Origin of the sequence: Bacillus sp. GBSW19, from assembly GCF_002998655.1 — a bacterium.
In the GTDB taxonomy this organism is placed as follows: Bacteria; Bacillota; Bacilli; order Bacillales; family Bacillaceae; genus Bacillus.
This window is the reverse complement of the sequence record NZ_PVRF01000001.1, coordinates 197,125-216,623: the sequence shown is the minus strand read 5'-3', so window position 1 is coordinate 216,623 and position 19,499 is coordinate 197,125. Positions and strand designations below refer to the sequence as shown.

18 protein-coding genes and 1 riboswitch are annotated in these 19,499 nt (G+C 42.3%); of the genes, 7 read left to right on the top strand and 11 right to left on the bottom strand.

The genetic code is table 11. The features are described 5' to 3' along the window. Positions 1-11: 11 nt before the first annotated feature. The 6 genes from argJ to C6344_RS01125 all read right to left on the bottom strand — a co-directional run bounded on the left by argJ (position 12) and on the right by C6344_RS01125 (position 5,678). Positions 12-1,232, bottom strand: a complete 1,221-nt coding sequence (gene argJ / locus C6344_RS01150) for a bifunctional ornithine acetyltransferase/N-acetylglutamate synthase (protein ID WP_106048731.1) — start codon at positions 1,230-1,232, stop codon at positions 12-14. Positions 1,233-1,252: 20 nt separating this feature from the next. Continuing rightward, positions 1,253-2,290, bottom strand: coding sequence for an N-acetyl-gamma-glutamyl-phosphate reductase (gene argC / locus C6344_RS01145; RefSeq protein ID WP_060595988.1), 1,038 nt, complete (start codon positions 2,288-2,290; stop codon positions 1,253-1,255). A gap of 136 nt (positions 2,291-2,426) precedes the next feature. Then, positions 2,427-2,975, bottom strand: coding sequence for an MFS transporter (locus C6344_RS01140; protein ID WP_034663338.1), 549 nt, complete (start codon positions 2,973-2,975; stop codon positions 2,427-2,429). Beyond that, positions 2,972-4,417: an FAD-binding oxidoreductase gene (locus tag C6344_RS01135; protein ID WP_060595987.1), complete on the bottom strand. Its 1,446-nt coding sequence runs from the start codon at positions 4,415-4,417 to the stop codon at positions 2,972-2,974. The genes C6344_RS01140 and C6344_RS01135 overlap by 4 nt, the downstream gene beginning before the upstream one ends. Positions 4,418-4,538: 121 nt before the next feature. Beyond that, positions 4,539-4,847: a metal-sulfur cluster assembly factor gene (locus tag C6344_RS01130; RefSeq protein WP_024425066.1), complete on the bottom strand. Its 309-nt coding sequence runs from the start codon at positions 4,845-4,847 to the stop codon at positions 4,539-4,541. Positions 4,848-4,892: 45 nt separating this feature from the next. Continuing rightward, positions 4,893-5,678: an alpha/beta fold hydrolase gene (locus C6344_RS01125; protein WP_106061801.1), complete on the bottom strand. Its 786-nt coding sequence runs from the start codon at positions 5,676-5,678 to the stop codon at positions 4,893-4,895. A gap of 136 nt (positions 5,679-5,814) precedes the next feature. Between C6344_RS01125 and C6344_RS01120 the strand changes: the two genes are divergently transcribed. The 3 genes from C6344_RS01120 to C6344_RS01110 all read left to right on the top strand — a co-directional run bounded on the left by C6344_RS01120 (position 5,815) and on the right by C6344_RS01110 (position 7,056). Next, on the top strand, positions 5,815-6,627 hold the full coding sequence (locus tag C6344_RS01120; protein ID WP_012009535.1) for a Cof-type HAD-IIB family hydrolase: 813 nt from the start codon (positions 5,815-5,817) through the stop codon (positions 6,625-6,627). 88 nt (positions 6,628-6,715) lie between these two features. Next, the gene (locus C6344_RS01115; protein WP_106055886.1) at positions 6,716-6,868 is read left to right on the top strand and encodes a competence protein; all 153 of its coding nucleotides are present in this window, start codon (positions 6,716-6,718) and stop codon (positions 6,866-6,868) included. Next, positions 6,865-7,056 (top strand): DUF3813 domain-containing protein, encoded by a 192-nt coding sequence (locus C6344_RS01110; protein ID WP_024425070.1) that lies wholly within the window; start codon positions 6,865-6,867, stop codon positions 7,054-7,056. The genes C6344_RS01115 and C6344_RS01110 overlap by 4 nt, the downstream gene beginning before the upstream one ends. Positions 7,057-7,116: 60 nt before the next feature. On the opposite strand, the gene C6344_RS01105 is transcribed toward C6344_RS01110, so the two are convergent. Together C6344_RS01105 and C6344_RS01100 are read right to left on the bottom strand one after the other, a co-directional pair. After that, on the bottom strand, positions 7,117-7,572 hold the full coding sequence (locus C6344_RS01105; protein WP_060595983.1) for a BsuPI-related putative proteinase inhibitor: 456 nt from the start codon (positions 7,570-7,572) through the stop codon (positions 7,117-7,119). A 14-nt stretch (positions 7,573-7,586) separates the two neighbouring features. Beyond that, complete coding sequence (locus C6344_RS01100; protein ID WP_034663360.1) at positions 7,587-8,429, bottom strand: YitT family protein; 843 nt, start codon at positions 8,427-8,429, stop codon at positions 7,587-7,589. 140 nt (positions 8,430-8,569) lie between these two features. Here C6344_RS01100 and C6344_RS01095 point away from each other — a divergent pair, with 140 nt between their 5' ends. Further along, positions 8,570-9,427, top strand: a complete 858-nt coding sequence (locus C6344_RS01095) for a DegV family protein (protein WP_034663363.1) — start codon at positions 8,570-8,572, stop codon at positions 9,425-9,427. A 48-nt stretch (positions 9,428-9,475) separates the two neighbouring features. Here C6344_RS01095 and C6344_RS01090 read toward each other — a convergent pair whose 3' ends face one another. From C6344_RS01090 to C6344_RS01080, 3 genes are all read right to left on the bottom strand, one after another. After that, complete coding sequence (locus C6344_RS01090) at positions 9,476-11,125, bottom strand: methyl-accepting chemotaxis protein (RefSeq protein WP_060595982.1); 1,650 nt, start codon at positions 11,123-11,125, stop codon at positions 9,476-9,478. Beyond that, complete coding sequence (locus C6344_RS01085) at positions 11,122-12,099, bottom strand: BMP family lipoprotein (RefSeq protein ID WP_060595981.1); 978 nt, start codon at positions 12,097-12,099, stop codon at positions 11,122-11,124. The genes C6344_RS01090 and C6344_RS01085 overlap by 4 nt, the downstream gene beginning before the upstream one ends. Before the next feature lie 233 nt (positions 12,100-12,332). Further along, on the bottom strand, positions 12,333-13,181 hold the full coding sequence (locus C6344_RS01080) for a CvfB family protein (RefSeq protein ID WP_060595980.1): 849 nt from the start codon (positions 13,179-13,181) through the stop codon (positions 12,333-12,335). A gap of 237 nt (positions 13,182-13,418) precedes the next feature. Here C6344_RS01080 and C6344_RS01075 point away from each other — a divergent pair, with 237 nt between their 5' ends. The 3 genes from C6344_RS01075 (at position 13,419) to metH (ending at position 19,442) form a co-directional block, all read left to right on the top strand. Beyond that, the gene (locus C6344_RS01075) at positions 13,419-13,910 is read left to right on the top strand and encodes a YajQ family cyclic di-GMP-binding protein (RefSeq protein WP_034663377.1); all 492 of its coding nucleotides are present in this window, start codon (positions 13,419-13,421) and stop codon (positions 13,908-13,910) included. Between the two features lie 81 nt (positions 13,911-13,991). Further along, positions 13,992-14,110, top strand: a riboswitch (SAM riboswitch). A gap of 78 nt (positions 14,111-14,188) precedes the next feature. After that, positions 14,189-16,030 carry a bifunctional homocysteine S-methyltransferase/methylenetetrahydrofolate reductase gene (locus tag C6344_RS01070; RefSeq protein ID WP_106071572.1) on the top strand — a complete coding sequence of 614 codons (1,842 nt, stop codon included), beginning with the start codon at positions 14,189-14,191 and terminating at the stop codon, positions 16,028-16,030. Further along, positions 16,014-19,442 (top strand): methionine synthase, encoded by a 3,429-nt coding sequence (gene metH / locus C6344_RS01065; protein WP_106072661.1) that lies wholly within the window; start codon positions 16,014-16,016, stop codon positions 19,440-19,442. Before C6344_RS01070 ends, metH begins: the two co-directional genes overlap by 17 nt. The last annotated feature ends 57 nt before the right edge of the window (positions 19,443-19,499 follow it).

Genomic DNA, 19,499 nt, shown 5'->3' with positions numbered 1-19,499 from the left:
TATCTCCTTCATTATGTGCGATAGCTCGCGTTAATTTTCACATAATCATAGGTAAGGTCACAGCCCCATGCTGCTGCTTTACCATTTCCCTCATTCATTTGAATCAAAATCGTGATCTCATCCTGCTCTAGATACGCTTTTGCTTCCTCTTCTGAGAATGGCTGCGGTTCATTATGTTTAAACAGACATTGTCCGCCTAAATAAACTTCTACCGCTTGTGGTGTGACGGAAGCTGCACTATGACCAATGGCTCCAACGATTCGCCCCCAGTTGGCGTCGGTGCCGTAGACGGCTGTTTTCACAAGACTTGAACCAACGATTTTCTTCGCTATGATGCCGGCTTCTAAATTATTTTTGGCGCCAGCAACTTGCGCTTCAATTAATTTCGTTGCACCTTCTCCGTCTCTTGCAATCTCTTTGGCAAGATCCTCACAAGCTAGCTTTAATCCTTCTTTGAACAATGGCCATTCTGGATGCTTTTCATTGAGTGCTTCATTTTCTGCCATGCCATTTGCCATTACGAGTACCATATCGTTTGTCGATGTTTCCCCATCGACGGTAATTTGATTAAAGGTCACATCGGTAATGTCACGAAGTGCGTTTTGCAGGGCTTCCTGTTCGACATTTGCATCCGTTGTCACGAAGCCAAGCATCGTTGCCATGTTCGGATGAATCATGCCAGAGCCCTTTGCTGCACCTGCAATCAGAATCTCTTTGCCGTTTATCGTCAGGGTGTATGTTGTATTTTTAATGACTGTATCTGTTGTTAAGATTGCCTCTTCAAAATGACCATTTCCTGCTTTTGCTTCTTTCAGCTGCGAGATGCCTTTTTTGACTTTATCCATATCGAGACACTCTCCAATGACACCAGTAGAAGAAACAGCAATGTAATCAGGTTCTACCCCTAACATATCTGCGCAGGCTGCCTGCATTTCGTATGCGTCCTTCAAACCTTGCTCACCAGTACATGCATTGGCGATGGCACTATTGACAATGACACCTTTTAATTGCCCTGTCTTTTTTAAGCTTTTGTGAGTGACTTGTAGAGGTGCAGCTTGAAAGTGACTTTGTGTATATACCGCTGCACTCGCTGCCGGCACCTCACTGACAATCAGTCCAAGGTCTTTTTTTGAATAGCGTAATCCAATATGAATCCCCTTTGCTTCAAAGCCTTTTGGTGATGATACGTCACCGTCTATTTTTACAATGCCTTTTTCATTCAATTCGATCATGTTTGTTGTCTCCCCTGTTCTTATGGATAGAGAGGTGTCATTGTGAGGCCCGCCTCTTCATCTAAGCCTTTGATGATGTTGAAGTTTTGAACCGCTTGGCCGGCTGCGCCTTTCATGAGATTGTCGATCACAGACACAATCGTGAGTCTGCCTGTACGTTCATCTAAATGAAAGCCAATGTCACAGAAATTACTGCCGTAGACTTCCCTTGTTTGCGGATACACGCCGTGATCTCTCACTCTGACAAAATAGGAATCTTCATAAAAGCCTTTCATATGCTTCATCAATTCCTCTTTTGTGATATCTGATTTCAGCTGTGTATACATCGTCGCCATAATCCCCCTTGTCATCGGGACAAGATGCGTTGAAAATGTGATGTTCGCCGTTTGCGGATTCCATTCTCTTAATATTTGCTCTATTTCAGGTGTATGTTGATGTTCATTTACCTTATAAATTTTGAAATTGTCGTTTAGCTCTGAAAAATGTGTTCCAAGTGAGGCAGATCGTCCTGCACCGGACACGCCTGTTTTTGCATCTATTATGATCATAGATTCATCGATTAGATTCTGTTTCATCAGCGGTGCTAAACCGAGAAGAACTGCGGTAGGAAAGCACCCTGGGTTTGCAATAACTTCAGCCTGCTCAATTGTTTCACGATTTAATTCAGATAATCCGTACACAGCTTGTTGAACAGATGCTTGATCAGCTGCCCTTCGTTTATACCAAGCTTCATAGGTTGCGCCATCTTGAATGCGCAAATCACCTGATAAATCAATAATGGGCACTCCTTGATTCATGAGCTTCGGCGAAAGTTCACTTGATACGCCTGCTGGTGTCGCTAAAAACACAGCATCTGTTTCTCGCACAATGGAAGCTGGATCAATGGCTTTTAATGTTTGATCAGTAATAGTTGTCAGATGCGGATAAGATTGACTGTATAATTGCCCATCACCACTTGATGAATACAATATACATTCCTCCACATGTGGATGATGCTTGAAGATACGAACCAATTCCGCACCACCGTACCCTGTAGCACCTATAATACCTATTTTCAACGTCAATACACCTCTTGATCTTTGTGAAATTATTTAACATTATAACATGTATAAAAATTAATTCAATTGTATATTTAATATTTGTTTTCATTTTTTTTCAACAAAAAATCCGCATATCTTCATGAGACATGCGGATTTATCTTTCGTTTTTGATATAGATGACCATGAGCGCACTGCATAAATATAATATGGAGCTTGCATAAAAAATGAAATGAACGGTAAAGAAATCAGCAAACAGACCGCCAAGCATAATCGCGATGGATGAAAAAAGAGCTGTCCAAAAATGATAGTGGCCAACCTCCTTCATTCTTTTATTACCTGTTGTCAGTTCCGTGACGAGCAGTTTCTCCCCGTGTTTTTGAAAGCCGCCTAACGCACCAAGTGCAAGCTGAATCATATACACTTGCTCCACTTCTGTTATATGCGGAAATAGCAGTAAAAGAAACGCCATACCGAACGAATGAATGATTAAAAAGAGACGCCTGTCAGTAGTTTCGGGTAGTTTCCCTAAGAGTAAATGAATAAACGCTCCGCTTAAACCAAAGAGGCCATAGGCAAGACCAAACTGTGAATAGCTTGAACCAACATTTTTAATAAAAAGAATGTAAAAAGGGAAAATCAAACTGCTGGCGAAAAACAGCAGGCTTTGTGAGTAGACGAACCATTTCATTGCTTTTGCATTCATTGTGTATTGTACCTTTCATAAAAGTAATTGATAAACCTGCCATCTGGATCTGCTTGCTTTTTCTTTTGGAAGAATACATCGGTTTTAGGATACGCCCGCTTCATTTGTGCCTTCGTTTGATAAGGCATGTACGGTAAGTAATAGCTTCCATGGTGCCGCAGCGTGATATCTGTCATTTGCCGGATGATCCGCTCTGCTTCTGCCTTCTCTTCTTTCTCAAAACCACAATTCACTAAAAGAACAAGGGCAAACATATCTTCTTTCGCATATGAGAGATCCGCTTTTTCATTTTTTTGTACGTAGCGTATCGTGATGTTCATTAAATTCAATTCTTCCTGTTGTAAAAAGTCTCTCATTTCATCGATATACGCACGAAAGCGGTCAACTGGGACGAAATATTCCTGAAGCACATCTGTGTCTGACTCATTTTCATATTCTAAAAAAGCAGAATCTGAACGCATCACATTGTTTCTTGTGATCAGCTGATCATTTTGACTTTGGAAATACTTTTTTTGCAAATTCCAGAGCAGATCTTTCCCCATATCAAATCTTCTTGAAAGGCCGAGCATAAATTTCAATGGCATGACGAGCTGATCTTCCTTTAGCTCTCGGTATGGTTCGAGCTCTTGATGAGTTGAGAGGGAATAGTTCGTTACATACATCTCCTTCAAAAAGTTTGTTTTCGCTGTTGAGATTCTTGCGAGATGCATGCGTACTTCTTTATTGTGTTTGACATGCTTTTGAAAATAATCGGTGTATTCACGATAATCAAGAGAGGTTGTCTCCATTTTGTATAATTCATCTCTCGTTAGCGAAAGCTCAACATCTAAAATCACGCCGAACAAACCATATCCGCCAATCACGGCTGTAAACAAATCATCGCCTGGCTTCACTGTAACGATCTCCCCATCTGCCTTTAGCAGCCTAAAGGAACGAACCGTGTCAATGAGTGATCCGTACCGAATGTCACGTCCATGTGCGTTTGCACTGAGAGAACCGCCAATTGTAAAGATATTCTGTGATTGCATGACCTTCACGGCAAGACCGTAGGGGTTCACATATGTTTGTATATCATCCCATGTAGCGCCGCTTTGGACACGGATGGTTTTCTTTTTTTCATCAAATGCTAAAATCTGACGGAATTTGGTCATATCAAGTACGATGCCATTTTCATAATACGTGTGGCCACCCATGCTATGCTGTTTCCCTGCAATGGATATCGGCAGGTTTTTTGCTTTCGCTTCTTTTAATACTTCTTTTAAAGTGTCTATTTCTTTTCCTTGAACGACTTTTTTTATTTTGACAGGCATAAGATGACTGACATCTGTAAAGGCTTCAAGATCTTGGCTTTTGTGTGCTTGCTCCTCACGAATGGTGATTGATGCAAAAAATGCAGCAGCGTATCCCACTAAAAGAACAATCCATAACCATTTTCGTTTCATTATGAGGCTCCGATCTGTTATATTACACCCATTATATCAATACGTTCTCTTACTCCACCTTATTTTTTCATAAAAAAAACCTGGCATGAGTTCAACTCATACCAGGCATTTTCATTTTTGCTTATTGAATACCGAGCGCAATTTTTGCGTATCTTGACATTTTGTCCCGTGTCCAAGGCGGATTCCATACGATGTGAACTTCTGTTTCTTTTACTTCTGGAAGATCACTTAATGCTTTTTTGACTTCATCCACGATAATTGGTGCAAGAGGACAACCCATTGATGTTAAGGTCATCGTGATATCCGCTTTTCCATTCTCATCAAGATCGACATCATAGACAAGTCCAAGGTTGACGATGTCGACATTCAGCTCAGGGTCAATCACCTGTTCTAGGGCGCCTAAAATATTTTCTTTCAATGCTTCATCCATGATATCCACTCCTTTTCCATTAGTATAACGTACTTTTTCCTTTGACTAAACGTTTGTGCTTTTCAGATGTGTCACAAACCAGTCAATCGTTTCAAACATTGCTTGTCTTGAGACCTTATGGCCAGCTTGTCCGTCTGTGATAAAACGAATCAGGTGCGGGTCTTCTTTATATTGGGTTGCTGCTAACTCGTCATAAAGAGCCTTTGCATGCCGGTAAGGGACAACTGGATCGTTTTCTGCATGCCAGAATAACAGTGGTCTTTTGTTTAATCGATCCGTTTGCAGCGTTAAATCATAAAGGCGCAGGGCGTCTAATTGCTGATGAACCTCTTCATCTGTAATATCTTTCATCAACCCTTTGTGCCGCATATCCATGATTTGTGCTTGTAGAAACGTCGTATATTTCGGACTGCCCATCAAGCTGACTGCTGCTTTAATCCAATCATGCTTGGCCAGTGCACCAAAGGTGGTGATGCCGCCCATGGAAGTACCCGCAACACCTATCAGATCGGCTTCAATCAATTGTTTTTCTTGAAAGTATGTTTTGAGTATATCGATTTCACGTATTTCGTTCAGGACAATTTCCCAGAACTTTGATGCCAGTTCCTCTAAGCTGAGGTTTTCTGATCTTACACCATGATAAGCACAGTCAGGCAAAATCACTCTCATGCCTTTTTCCGCCAAATGAAAGGCGAAGTGTAAGTTGTGCTCACGTGCACTTGTAAATCCGTGTATGAAAAATACAAGCGGAAGCGGTTTGTCTTTATTTTCAGCTTTTACGATATGTAAAAATGGAATATCGTGTTCAGTTTGCTCATCAATGGTGATCACAGCCTATGAATCCTCCTTTATCATTCCCGTCTTTGTTTATTTTAACATGTAGACAACAAAGATGTGATAAAGATACACTATAGGTAGAGGCGCCGCACGAACTGCCTCCTATCACTTACAGATCAAAGGAGATTTTATGGAGACTAAACCTTATCTAATCGCACTTGACCTGGATGGCACGTTATTAAAAGATGATAAAACCATCTCTACACACACGCTTGACGTCATTCAAAAAGTGAAAGACAGCGGGCATCATGTCTGTATTTCAACCGGCCGGCCATTTCGTTCCAGCTCTCCTTATTATCAGCAATTACAGCTTGATTCACCCATTGTGAATTTTAATGGAGCGTTTGTCCATCATCCTCTTGATGAAAAATGGGGCAGATTTCATACGTCACTTGATCTCCAAGTCGTTAAACAGCTTGTAGACATTAGTGAGGAGTATAAAGTGCACAATGTGCTAGCTGAAGTGTTAGACGATTTGTATTTCCATTACCATGATGAGAAGCTCATTGATATATTTAATATGAATGCAAATAAAGTCACCGTGGGAGACCTTCGGGACAACCTTGGAGAAAATGTGACGAGCGTGTTAATCCATGCAAAAGAAGAGGACGTCGGAGCCATTCGAAGCTATTTATCAGATGTTCATGCAGAAGTGATTGATCACCGGCGATGGGCTGCTCCGTGGCACGTGATTGAAATCATTAAAACAGGCATGAATAAGGCCGTTGGACTGCAAAAGATCAGTGATTATTACGGCGTTCCCCAGGAGCGGATTGTGGCATTCGGAGATGAAGACAATGATTTAGAAATGCTTGAATTTGCTGGATGCGGCGTGGCAATGGGCAATGGAATCGATGCGGTGAAACGTGTTTCAAATGAAGTCACTGATACGAACGAACAAGATGGGATTGCAAAGTTTCTAACGAATTACTTCTCGCTTTAATTTTTCCATTCATACATAACCGAAGGAAGCGGGCATACTACCGTTAGACAGGTTGTCCTGTCAGCTTGTGTAAAGGGGCGGATTCCGAATGGGTAAAAGAAGCAAATCGAAACGCTTTATACAACAAGGTAAAGATTCAGTCAGTCTGCATGACGCACGTTTTCCTTATCGTTCGACACTTGAAGAAGCGGCGGCGGACAAGGGAAATATGAAGACTGATGCTTCTGGAGGTTCATTGTGAGAAACGAACTTTTTGATCAAGCCAAATCATTTACTGAAGAAGCCCTTACTTCTTCATTTTCATCTGGGTTAGAGCGTCAACAGGCGGTCAAACGAGCCAAAAATGCCGTATCTTCTGCATTTGCCAATTCGACAGATGCAGAAAGAAACCAGCTGCATACCTTCCAAGACTTGCTCGATGATCTCTAACATAAAAAAAGCTGTCCACCATTGGACAGCTTTTTCTGATTCTCATGAAGCAGGAAGCACTTATTTTACTTGGAACGTTTTCTTTTCCGTGATTTGCTTCAGCCCTTCTGCTTTTCCTTTAAATGTGACGACCGCTTCATACATTCCCGGCTTGACACCGTTTGACCACGTATCTTGAAAATCATAGGCTTCGCCTTTCTTCAGTACAAAAGATTGGATGGCCTGTGTGAACATACGGTCTTTCGAATAGCGGTATTGTTCATTTCCGTTTTCGTCATACACACTGAGCTCGAATTTCTGGCTTGTGTTAAAAGTAAATTCAATATCTCGATCTGATTCATTTTTCAGCGACATGTTAAATTGAACCGAAGAACCTTTCTGGACGGGGTCTACTGTGAGTACAACCGTTTTTTCTCCCATTTGACCGGATACCTCCTTGTCTGGTTCATCCTTTTTTTGTTGTCCACAAGCGGCTAAAATCAATAAAACGAGAAGAAGCACCAACCCTTTTTTCATTTGCTACCCACCTTTTAATCTCGTCTGAAAAATCCAAGAATATTGGTTGTTTGCACAATATTTGTAAAGGCTTTTGGATCGACTTCTTTAATAATTTGTTCAAGTTCATACAGCTCATACCTTGTAATGACGATCACCATCATTTCTTTTTGCTCGTTGGTAAAAGCTCCTTTTGCAGGTACAGTCGTAATGCCCCTGACCATTTTTCCATAAATGGCTTCTTTGATTTCATCAGCTTTCTTCGTCACAATCATCGCGGTCAGCTTCTCATGTCTTGTATGGATGGCATCAATGACCCTTGTGGTCACATATAATGTGACAAGGGTATATAATGCTTTCTCCCAACCTTGTAATAATCCTGCTGTAAAGATGATGATTCCATTTAAAATGAAGAAATATGTGCCGACTGGTTTATCCTTCCACTTCGCTAAGATCATGGCAAGGATGTCGAGCCCTCCTGTTGATGCCCCGTATTTGAGGGTGATCCCAATCCCGAGTGCAGATATGACGCCGCCAAACACAGCATTTAGTAATATATCCTGTGAAACACTCGTTTCTGGTAAGATGCCGAGGAAAATGGTCGTCAGTGCAACACTGATGATGCTGTATAACGTAAAGGAACGGCCAACTTTCATCCAGCCTAAAATGCCGACTGGAATATTTAAAATAAATAATAGGATCCCTGTTGATATATAAAATGGCGCATATTGATCCATTAAGCTGGATAACAGCTGGGCTACCCCTGTAAACCCGCTCGCGTATACATCAGCTGGGATTAAGAATAAGTTCAGTCCAATCGCATTGAGCAGTGCACCAATGACGACGACAATGAGTTTTTTTGCTTCTCCAATGAACATATTGTCATTCCTCCACTTACCATTCTCTCTATGGTTTTCCCTAAAATTTAGAATTTGAACACGAAAAGATGATTTCTGTGATATAGTTAGGCTAAAAAGATGTAAAATATGGCTGATATTTTTAGAAAGAAGGGATTTTGATGACTGTTCATATCATAGCAGACAGTGCTGCTGATCTGCCTCTTTCTTATTATGATGAACATAACATGACGCTCATTCCGCTGCGTGTGTTACTTGGCGAGCAGGAATTTGAAGATTTGATCACCATTGAACCAAAACAAGTATTTGATGCGATGAGACAAGGTGCCAGCCCAAAAACGTCACAAGCTTCACCAAACCGAATCAAAGAAGCCTTTGTTTCTGTCGCACAAACCCATACATCTGCAATCTATGTTGCCTTTTCATCAGAGCTTTCCGGTACATACCAAACAGCTGTGATGATGGCAAACGAAGTGAAGGAAGAATACCCTGATTTTGATTTGCGAATCATTGATTCTAAATGTGCTTCACTCGGCTATGGGCTTGCTGTCAAACACGCTCAATCACTTGCCATTGACGGAAATACAATACAAGAAATTGAAACGTCTGTAAAGCATTTTTGCGAATCTTTACAACATATTTTTACTGTAGACGATTTATCGTATTTAGCAAGAGGCGGAAGAATCAGTAAAGCGTCCGCATTTGTTGGCGGTTTATTAAGCATTAAGCCCATTTTACACGTCGAGGATGGAAAGCTCATACCACTTGAGAAAATCCGCGGACGTAAAAAGCTGTTGAAACGCATTATTGAACTGATGAAAGAACGTGGAACGGATTGGCCAAATCAAACTGTGGGCATTAGTCATGGTGATGATCCTGCACTTGCAGAAGACATGAGACAATTGATTGAAGCCGAATTTCATCCAAAAGAAATTGATATTCAGATTGTCGGCGCGGCTGTTGGGTCCCATTCAGGCCCAGGCACGCTTGCCATCTTCTTTACAGGCAAACCCTCATAAAAAGCACCCTTCCCTGACACATCACGGGAAGGGTGCTTTTCTTATGACTTATGAAAGTTTAAACCGATGGACGGTTTCATTTAACCTTGCCGTCATACTCATCAGTTCTTCTACCTGTTTGTTCATTTGATGGAATGATTGCAGCTGTTCATTGGCAGAGGCAGAAATTTCTTCGCTGCCAGCTGCTGTTTCTTCTACAACCGCACTAATATTTTCAATCGAGTTCAGCACTTGTCCGCCAAGCTCTGTTGATTGAACAATTTGGTCATTTAAGACAGCCATTTCTTGTTTAATGTGCTGCGCTTTTGTTTCTATATCTTCAAAGGAGTGTGAGGTTTTGTCCATCGCATCCTGCTGTTGAAGTGAAAGCTTGACTCCTTCTTTGACAGTTTGACTAATGGATTGAATGCCTCTTTCAATATGACTGACCATATCAAAGATTTGTCTTGTAGCGTTAGATGATTCATCGGCAAGCTTACGAATTTCATCTGCAACAACAGCAAAGCCTTTTCCAGCTTCACCTGCTCTTGCCGCTTCAATCGCCGCATTTAGCGAAAGTAAGTTTGTCTGATCCGCAATGTCAGAAACAGTTTTGGCCATGGCCGAGATGCCGCTGGCGTATTGCGTGAATTCTCCTGCTGACTGCTCGATTTGCCTTGTGGCATGTGTATTTTTTTCAATCGCAGTTTTTGTTTCTGTTAACGTGTGCTTTCCACTTTCCACTGCTTCTATGGCATCCTCAGTACTTTGGATGACTGTTTGTGAACGTTCGGAATTTTTACGTCCATGCTGATCCATCTTTTCAATCAAACTGACGCCATGCTGGAGATCCTCTGAAATGGCTTGTGACCCATTTGCCATTTCGTCTGTCGAGACAGATACTTGATTTGCAGATTCCATCAGCTTTTTGTTTTCATCATCTAACTGGATCGAGAATGTCTCTACTTGACTTGAGACATTGCTGATTTCTTTAATCAGACTAATCAGCTGATCTGTCATTTGATTAAAGGATTCATTCAAGCCGCCGATTTCATCCTTGCGCTGAATGTCCATCCGTTCGACAGCAAGGTTGCCTTCTGCGATCTGCTTCGCTCGGTAGGATAGTGATTTGATAGGGGTCACGATGGATCTTGTTAACCCAATATTTAAAAAGACAGCAATGACAATTAGTGTGAGGGCTGCAACGAGTGCACTGGTGATGATCCATTGCACGTTATCAGATGTATTCTCTAGATTTTGTTTATACGCTTCTTCTGCTCTTTTATTCATTGTATGGACGTCGTTTAAAACACCATCAATTCTTGCAGCGACCCGTCTTGCATCTGATGCATTTTTTTCACCAATGGCACCATTCGCTTCCTTGGTCCACGTATCATATTTTGTATTTAACCTTGTTAGTGCATCTTTGTTGATATTACCTGCATGTTTGTTTAACGTTTGCAGCTGTTTTTTTGCTGTAGAAATATCGGTTTGAACTACTTCTAGCTGTTCATCAGAAAGTGTCATGGAGTAATTGGTCATGGCTTGTTCAACACTTTCAAAGCTTGCTTTTGTTTTTTGAACGTTTAATAAGGTTTGAACTTCTGTTTCATTTGATGATTGGATCTTTGTCATACTGACAATGATAAAGGCAATGACGCCAACTGCTAAAAGAAGTGAGACGAGTGAGTTGAGTAAAATTTTGATGCGTAAGCTCATGATGCGTCCCCCTCTTCTTTCAGAAGTTTCTGCTTCAGCTCATTTACTTTTTTGGTCAATGTCTCAGCGTTCTTCAGCACCCGAATTCTTGCCATATCGATTCCGTCATTGCTTAAGTCGTAGACAACATGCCCACTTTTGATCTGATTGTTCTTGACGAGCTGTTCGCTGAATTGATAGACCACTTCATCGACTTTTTTTACCATGGACGAAATTACCGCTTTTTCAGCGGTGTAGTACTGATCACTATCTACACCAATGGCATATTTGCCCTGCGCTTGCGCTTCTTTTAATACACCGACACCTGTATAGCCAGCTGCGGCATATAAAACGTCAGCTTTCTTTTTGATCATGCCTTTAGCTATTTTACTGCCTTTGCCCGCATCACTAAACGTATTAGCATAGGTGGATAAGATCTTGATGTTCGGATTCACTGATTTGGCGCCTTTTTGAAACCCTTTTTCAAAACGATGGATCAAATCCGCATCGACACCGCCAACAAATCCAATGACATCACTTTTCGTTGTCATGGCAGCAAGTGCGCCCGCTAAATAGCTGCCTTGCTCTTCTTTAAACGTCACGGAGGTCACATTTTTCAGCTCAGATACGGCATCGATGAGAAGGAACTGCTTCTTCGGATATTTCTTTGCGACTTTTTCTAAATCTTCTTGCATACTGAAGCCTACTCCGATGACGAGGTCATTGCCATCTTTTACGAGCTCGGTCAGTCCTTTTTCATATGTATCGGTTTCTGCAATTTCTCTATAATCAAATTCAACCCCTAGGTCATCACGTGCTTTTTCTAATCCTTTAAATGATGAATCATTAAATGATTGATCACCAAGACCATCATCTGTGAGCATAACGCCAATATGCTTCGCATTTGATGCCGGTGGTTTCCCTTGCTGATTGCTGCATGCGGCGAGCACCATAAGCAGGGCTGCCACCAGAAGCAATGAAATTTTCACTTTCATCCACACACACACTCCTTTTATCATCCTTACTCCTTTCTTATCGGATTTGAGAGGCGTTGTTTCAATGATTAAGTGAAGGTTTTTCAGCTTTTTTTCATGACTTTTTTCACTGAAAAAACCCATTATTTATAACAAATATAAAAAAAGGGATAAAATCATGATGATTTTATCCCTTTTTCTTCTTTTCAGTGAGATATGAAAACCCTTGAAGTCAGGGTTTGTTTTCACGCTGCTCATTTTTTCTCGTATGTCCAGCCCTCTTTTTGGTAGATTAAGTCATTTTTCATCATATGACCTAATGCTCGTTTAAAGGCTGCCTTGCTCATTTGGAATCGTTCGCGGATGTCTTCTGGATCACTTTTGTCCCCATAAGGCATGGCACCATTTCTCGTTCTCATATAGGTTAAGATTTCTTCTGCATCGACAGATAACGCTTCCTGTTTTCTAGGAAGCAGAGAAACGTTCACGGTTCCATCCTCTTTCACGGCAATGACGCGTCCTGTCACGGTCGATCCTAATCTTGGTTCTTCCTTTCGCTCCGTGCGGTGGATAAACCCTCGCACGCCTGTATCTGTCAGCATAAAAGAGCCTGTCGCAATTAAGCGATAAATGGTTCCAGTGATTTCTTTGTTCATTAAGGTTTCAGGTGCCTCAGTAAACAATTCACTGATCACATCTTCAGTGGCTGGCTTTGCGAACATTCTGCCGTAGCTTGTGACTTTCAGCATACAGTAGAGTTTGTCTCCTTTTTTTGGCCATGCTTCCTCAAAAGGCGGGAGGTGTTCTGTTGCAACAAGTGCATCCTTTGACAGCCCGACATCGACAAATGCGCCCATGTCTTCTACCACGTCTACGACTTCTACCCAGCCATATGTATGCGCATTGATTGTAGGTATTTTCATCGTGGCAGCCAGTCTTTCTTCATGATCTACATATAAGTAGACCTCTACTTCATCTCGGTCACCAATATCCTCTGTCATCTCACTGCGGTGCAAGAGGACCGAATCTTCACCATCTGTCAAAAAGTAGCCGTATTCCATCTCGTTCTCTATTTGCAAGGTCAGTTGCTCACCTGGTCTCATGTTCTCTTCCTTCCTATCTGCCCATAAAAGAGCGTTCGTTCATCTTTTGATTCACTTTATTCTACTATACTTCTCCTCACATGAACATCTCTAGTTCTGTTAGCTAAAGTGGACAAACTGGACACGATTTATACCGCTGCCGGCTGAACTCTTTGACTCGTCTCTTCGATAAAGTTTCTTCTTCTCCTATTTGCATGATAAAATAGACGCAATATCTATACATGGAGGTCATGTGTTATGGCAAAAGAAAGCTCATTTGACATTGTATCGAAGGTTGAACTGCCAGAGGTGCAAAACGCTGTTCAAGCAGCGCTGAAAGAAATTAAAAACCGTTATGATTTTAAAGGAAGTAAAAGTGATATTTCTCTTGAAAAAGAAGAGCTCGTTCTCATCTCTGATGATGACTTTAAGCTGGAGCAGCTAAAAGATGTGCTTGTGACAAAGCTGATCAAACGAGATGTTCCTACCAAAAACATCGACTACGGAAAAACCGAGCATGCCCTTGGCGGAACAGTACGCCAGCGCGCGAAGCTGATCAGCGGGATTGATCAAGACAACGCCAAAAAGATCAATGCACTCATTAAGCAATCCGGCATCAAAGTGAAGTCACAGTTTCAAGATGACCAAGTGCGTGTAACAGGGAAAAATAAAGATGATTTACAAGAGGTTATTTCTCTTATGCGCAAGGCAGATTTACCGATTGACGTTCAATTTATAAATTTTCGATAAATTTCAAATTTTCCATTGATTATTTCCGATTTTTTCGATACAGTTGATGGAAGTTCAATTCATTGACATGTTCATATCACTTTCTTATCAAGAGAGGCAGAGGGACTGGCCCTGTGAAGCCTCAGCAACCGGTGTAGTAGAAATATATTTTCTATGACCAAGGTGCTAAATCCAGCAAGCAACTGCTTGGAAGATAAGGAGAAGAATTACGATACAGCCAAAAAGTCTTCTTCTTATCAGAAGGCTTTTTTTGTTACATAGAAATAAGGAGGAAACCAATGGGCCTATTACAAGACTTACAAAACCGCGTACTGATTGCTGACGGTGCAATGGGAACACTTTTATACTCTTACGGCATTGACCGCTGCTTTGAAGAATTAAATTTATCGAAAGAAGAGGAAGTAAAGCGCGTGCATGAGGCATATGTGCAGGCTGGTGCTGACATCATCCAAACAAATACGTACGGTGCGAATTATATTAAACTATCCCGCTACGGCTTAGAGGAAGAAACGAAGCGCATCAATACAAAGGCCGTACAAATCGCAAAAGCAGCCGCAGGCTCCGCTTATGTACTCGGAACGATCGGCGGCATTCGAACATTTAACAAAAATGCCTACTCTATTGAAGAAATTAAACGAAGCTTTAGAGAGCAGTTGTACATTCTATTAAATGAACAGCCTGACGGATTATTGCTAGAAACGTACTATGACATGGAAGAAGCGAAGACCGTTCTCCAAATTGCACGCAAAGAAACGACTCTCCCGATTGTCATGAACGTCTCCATGCATGAACAAGGTGTTTTGCAGGATGGAACCCCGCTCAAGGATGGTTTATCTGAATTGTCCTCTCTTGGCGCAGATGTCGTCGGCATCAACTGCAGGCTAGGCCCTTATCATATGATTCAGGCACTCGAAGGCGTACCGATTTTAGAAAATTCCCATTTATCAGTCTATCCTAACAGCAGTCTTCCCTCTCTTGAAGAAGGCAGACTCGTCTATGATACAGATAACGATTATTTTCGAAAAAGTGCACTTGAATTTAGAAATCAAGGCGCACGTATTATCGGTGGCTGCTGCGGAACAACGCCTCAGCATATTCACGCAATGGCTGAAGCGGTCAAGGATTTAGCGCCGATCACTGAAAAAGAAGTGAAAGTATTAAAAGAAGAAATCATTTCGATTCAAGATCAGCGGACTGAACCAGGTCTTGATGAGCTGGCTGCGGAAAAACGGACGATTATTGTAGAACTTGATCCGCCGAAGAAGCTGAACTTCGAAAAATTTCTCGTCGCGGCAAATGAGTTAAAGAATGCAGGCATTGATGCCTTGACATTAGCTGATAATTCTCTTGCGACCCCGCGCATTAGCAATGTGGCTTGCGGCGCATTATTGAAACAGCAGCTTGATATGCGTTCACTTGTCCATATTACGTGCCGTGATCGTAATTTGATTGGGCTTCAATCCCATTTGATGGGTCTCGACACCCTTGGTTTAACTGATATTTTAGCCATTACAGGCGATCCTTCTAAGATTGGAGATTTCCCAGGTGCAACGTCGGTTTATGATTTAACCTCCTTTGATTTGATCCGGCTGATCAAGCAGTTTAACGAAGGTCTTTCTTTCTCAGGGAAGCCGCTTGGTAAAAAGACCAATTTTTCAGTAGCTGGCGCGTTTAACCCGAATGTTCGTCACATTGATAAAGCGGTCAAACGTCTTGAGAAAAAAATCGAATACGGCGCTGATTATTTTATTTCACAGCCTGTTTATTCTGAGGAACAGCTTGTGAAAATTCATGAGGAGAGCCGTCATTTGGATAAACCGATTTATATTGGCATTATGCCGTTAACAAGCAGCCGAAATGCAGAGTTTATTCATCATGAAATTCCAGGCATCAAATTATCTGATTCCATTCGTGACATTATGGCCAAGGCTGGCGAGGATAAGGAAAAGCAGCGAGCAGAAGGCTTAGCGATTGCCCGCTCTTTATTAGATACAGCCTGTGAATTGTTTAATGGCATTTATTTAATTACCCCTTTCCTTCGATCAGATTTAACAGCAGAACTGACCACCTACATTCATCAGAAAGAAAAGGAGTCAAACATCCATGTCAACTATCACTGAACAGCTAAAGAAACGCATCCTCGTCCTTGATGGTGCAATGGGGACCATGATTCAAAATGCCAATCTCACAGCAGAAGACTTTGGCGGAGAAGAGTATGAGGGCTGTAACGAGTATTTGAATGTAACAGCCCCTCACATCATCTCTACGATTCATAGGGAATACCTTGAAGCAAGTGCCGATCTCATTGAAACAAATACATTCGGGGCTACAAAGCTCGTCCTTGATGAATACGGGCTTGGCCACCTTGCCTATGAACTCAATGTACGGGCAGCCCAGCTGGCAAAGGACGAAGCTGACCGTTACTCCACGCCGGAGCAGCCTCGATTTGTTGTAGGCGCAATGGGACCCACAACAAAAACATTATCTGTGACAGGCGGCACAACCTTCGGTGAGCTCGTTGCCAACTATGAGGAGCAGGCCCGCGCCCTGATTGATGGCAAATGTGATGCGCTTCTTTTAGAAACAAGCCAAGACATGCTGAATGTAAAAGCTGGATTCAAAGGCATTCAGGAAGCCTTTCAGCAGGCAGGCATTCAATTACCACTCATGGTATCAGGTACAATTGAACCAATGGGAACCACCCTTGCTGGTCAGGATATTGAAGCCTTTTATATCTCTCTTGAACATATGAAACCAATTAGTGTCGGCCTTAACTGTGCGACTGGTCCTGAATTTATGACAGACCATATCCGCACGCTCTCCTCCATCGCCAAGTCAGCGGTTAGCTGCTATCCAAATGCTGGTCTTCCAGATGAAGAAGGTCAATATCACGAATCCCCTGTTTCTCTTGCTAAAAAAATCGCCGCTTTTGCGAAGGAAGGCTGGTTAAATATTGTTGGCGGCTGCTGCGGAACAACACCTGCACATATTCAAGCTTTGTCAGATGAAGTACGCACGATTCAGCCGCGTCACATCGCGCATGAATCGTCTCAGCATACCGTATCAGGAATTGAGCCCCTTATGTATGAGGAATCAATGCGTCCTCTTTTTGTAGGAGAACGGACCAATGTTATTGGTTCACGCAAGTTCAAACGACTCGTTGCGGAACAAAAATTTGAAGAAGCGTCAGAAATTGCTCGCGCACAGGTAAAAAACGGCGCTCACGTGATTGATGTGTGTCTCGCTGATCCAGACCGTGACGAGGCAGCTGACATGGAAGGCTTTTTACAAGAGGCCATGAAAAAAGTCAAAGCCCCTTTTGTCATTGATTCAACAGATAAACACGTGATTGAAAAGGCGCTCACGTATTCCCAAGGGAAAGCCATCATCAATTCCATTAACCTTGAGGATGGCGAAGAACGGTTTGAAGAAATTCTCCCTCTTGTGAAGCTGTACGGCGGTGCACTTGTTGTCGGCACGATCGATGAAACAGGGATGGCCGTAACAGCAGAACGAAAGCTCGAGATTGCCGTACGTTCTCATGATCTATTAACGAAGAAATATGGAATTCCCGCAAGTGACATCATTTTTGATCCACTTGTCTTTCCAGTAGGCACTGGAGATGAGCAGTATATTGGGGCTGCCGAAGAAACGATCAAAGGCATCAAAATGATCAAGGAAAATCTGCCTGAGTGCCTGACGATTTTAGGCATCAGCAACGTGTCTTTCGGACTCCCGCCTCTTGGCAGAGAAATCTTGAATGCCGTCTACTTGTATCACTGCGTCCAAGCAGGACTTGACTACGCCATTGTGAATACGGAAAAGCTTGAACGCTTCGCTTCCATTCCAAAGGAAGAAATCAAGCTGGCTGAAACGCTGCTCTATGAAACAAATGATCAAACACTTGCTGAATTCACCCAATTTTACCGAGGCAAAAAGAAAACGGAGAAAAAACCAAAGGTCTCCTTATCACTTGATGAAAGGCTGGCACTCTACGTCGTCGAAGGAACAAAAGAAGGACTTATCGATGATTTATCCCTTGCTCTAGAGCAATTTGAATCACCACTTCATATCATCAATGGTCCGTTAATGCAGGGAATGGCTGAGGTTGGACGTCTTTTTAATCAAAACGAGCTGATTGTGGCGGAAGTGCTTCAATCGGCAGAGGTGATGAAGGCATCTGTATCGTATCTCGAGCAATATATGGAAAAGCAGCATGCAAGCGGGAAAGGTAAGATTCTACTTGCAACTGTAAAAGGAGATGTCCATGATATCGGGAAAAACCTTGTCGACATCATTTTGAGCAATAATGGCTTTCAAGTGGTCGACCTCGGCATCAAGGTGACACCTCAAACATTGATCGAAGCTGTGCAAAAGGAAAAACCAGATATGATTGGATTATCAGGATTGCTTGTGAAATCAGCTCAGCAAATGGTACTCACCGCTCAGGATTTACAAAAAGCGAATATTTCCGTTCCCATTTTGGTCGGCGGCGCTGCACTTTCTCGGAAATTTACGAAAATGAAGATTTCGCCTCATTATGACGGACCGGTTCTTTATGCAAAAGATGCCATGGACGGCTTATCTTTAGCCAATGAGTTAAAAGCGAATCCTCTTCAGTTTCAAACAAAGTCCGGAGAAGAGCCAGCGGCTCCTTTTAAAGAGAAAGAAGCAAAGCAGCCACAAGCTGTCATTGAATTACTAGAAAAACGTGCGGCACTCCCGCAGGCATCTATTTTTACGCCAGAGACTACGGCACGTCATTATGTGCGGGACATCGATTTGCATCACATTATGCCTTATGTGAATGAACAAATGCTCATTGGTCACCACCTCGGATTAAAAGGAAAGGTCAAAACATTGTTAGCTAACCAGCATCCAAAAGCATTGGAATTAAAGCAGCTTGTCACAGACCTTCTAAACGAAGGCAGAGAGAAAAACTGGTTTGCGCCTGCATTTGTGTATCAATTTTTCCCTGCCAGTTCAAACGGAAATGATCTGCGTATTTATGATCCCGCAGCGCCTGACCGCATCATTGAAACGTTCCAATTCCCAAGACAGGAGAAGCTTCCGTACCGCTCTATTTCTGATTATGTGCGGAAAAGCGGCGAAAACGAGAAAGATTATATTGCCTTATTTGCCGTCACAGCTGGTGCGCGTATACGTGAAGTTGCGCAGCAATTTAAGCAAGAAGGAGATTATTTAAAAATGCATGCGGTCCAAGCTCTGGCGCTTGAGCTTGCAGAAGGATTAGCCGAAAGAACCCACCAAGTGATTCGTGACAAATGGGGCTTCCCTGACCCAGTCGATTTCACAATGGAAAAACGATTTCAGGCAAAATATCAAGGGCAGCGCTATTCCTTTGGTTATCCCGCTTGTCCAAATCTTGAAGACCAAGAAAAGCTGTTCAAACTGCTTCAGCCTGAAAAAATTGGCATCCATCTGACAGAAGGGTTCATGATGGAACCTGAAGCATCTGTTTCAGCAATCGTCGTTTCTCATCCTGAAGCTCGATATTTTAATGTTCATTAATGCAGGGCCTCCGGAATTGGAGGTTCTTTTTTGATTGTAAACACCAATTTTTACACT

Coding starts and splice junctions, on each gene's coding strand:
- argJ (WP_106048731.1), bottom strand. CDS start 1,232: ATGATCGAATTGAATGAAAAAGGCATTGTAAAAATAGACGGTGACGTA.
- C6344_RS01140 (WP_034663338.1), bottom strand. CDS start 2,975: ATGAATGCAAAAGCAATGAAATGGTTCGTCTACTCACAAAGCCTGCTG.
- C6344_RS01135 (WP_060595987.1), bottom strand. CDS start 4,417: ATGAAACGAAAATGGTTATGGATTGTTCTTTTAGTGGGATACGCTGCT.
- C6344_RS01130 (WP_024425066.1), bottom strand. CDS start 4,847: ATGGATGAAGCATTGAAAGAAAATATTTTAGGCGCCCTAGAACAGGTG.
- C6344_RS01120 (WP_012009535.1), top strand. CDS start 5,815: ATGGAGACTAAACCTTATCTAATCGCACTTGACCTGGATGGCACGTTA.
- C6344_RS01115 (WP_106055886.1), top strand. CDS start 6,716: ATGGGTAAAAGAAGCAAATCGAAACGCTTTATACAACAAGGTAAAGAT.
- C6344_RS01105 (WP_060595983.1), bottom strand. CDS start 7,572: ATGAAAAAAGGGTTGGTGCTTCTTCTCGTTTTATTGATTTTAGCCGCT.
- C6344_RS01100 (WP_034663360.1), bottom strand. CDS start 8,429: ATGTTCATTGGAGAAGCAAAAAAACTCATTGTCGTCGTCATTGGTGCA.
- C6344_RS01095 (WP_034663363.1), top strand. CDS start 8,570: ATGACTGTTCATATCATAGCAGACAGTGCTGCTGATCTGCCTCTTTCT.
- C6344_RS01090 (WP_060595982.1), bottom strand. CDS start 11,125: ATGAGCTTACGCATCAAAATTTTACTCAACTCACTCGTCTCACTTCTT.
- C6344_RS01085 (WP_060595981.1), bottom strand. CDS start 12,099: ATGAAAGTGAAAATTTCATTGCTTCTGGTGGCAGCCCTGCTTATGGTG.
- C6344_RS01080 (WP_060595980.1), bottom strand. CDS start 13,181: ATGAGACCAGGTGAGCAACTGACCTTGCAAATAGAGAACGAGATGGAA.
- C6344_RS01075 (WP_034663377.1), top strand. CDS start 13,419: ATGGCAAAAGAAAGCTCATTTGACATTGTATCGAAGGTTGAACTGCCA.
- C6344_RS01070 (WP_106071572.1), top strand. CDS start 14,189: ATGGGCCTATTACAAGACTTACAAAACCGCGTACTGATTGCTGACGGT.
- metH (WP_106072661.1), top strand. CDS start 16,014: ATGTCAACTATCACTGAACAGCTAAAGAAACGCATCCTCGTCCTTGAT.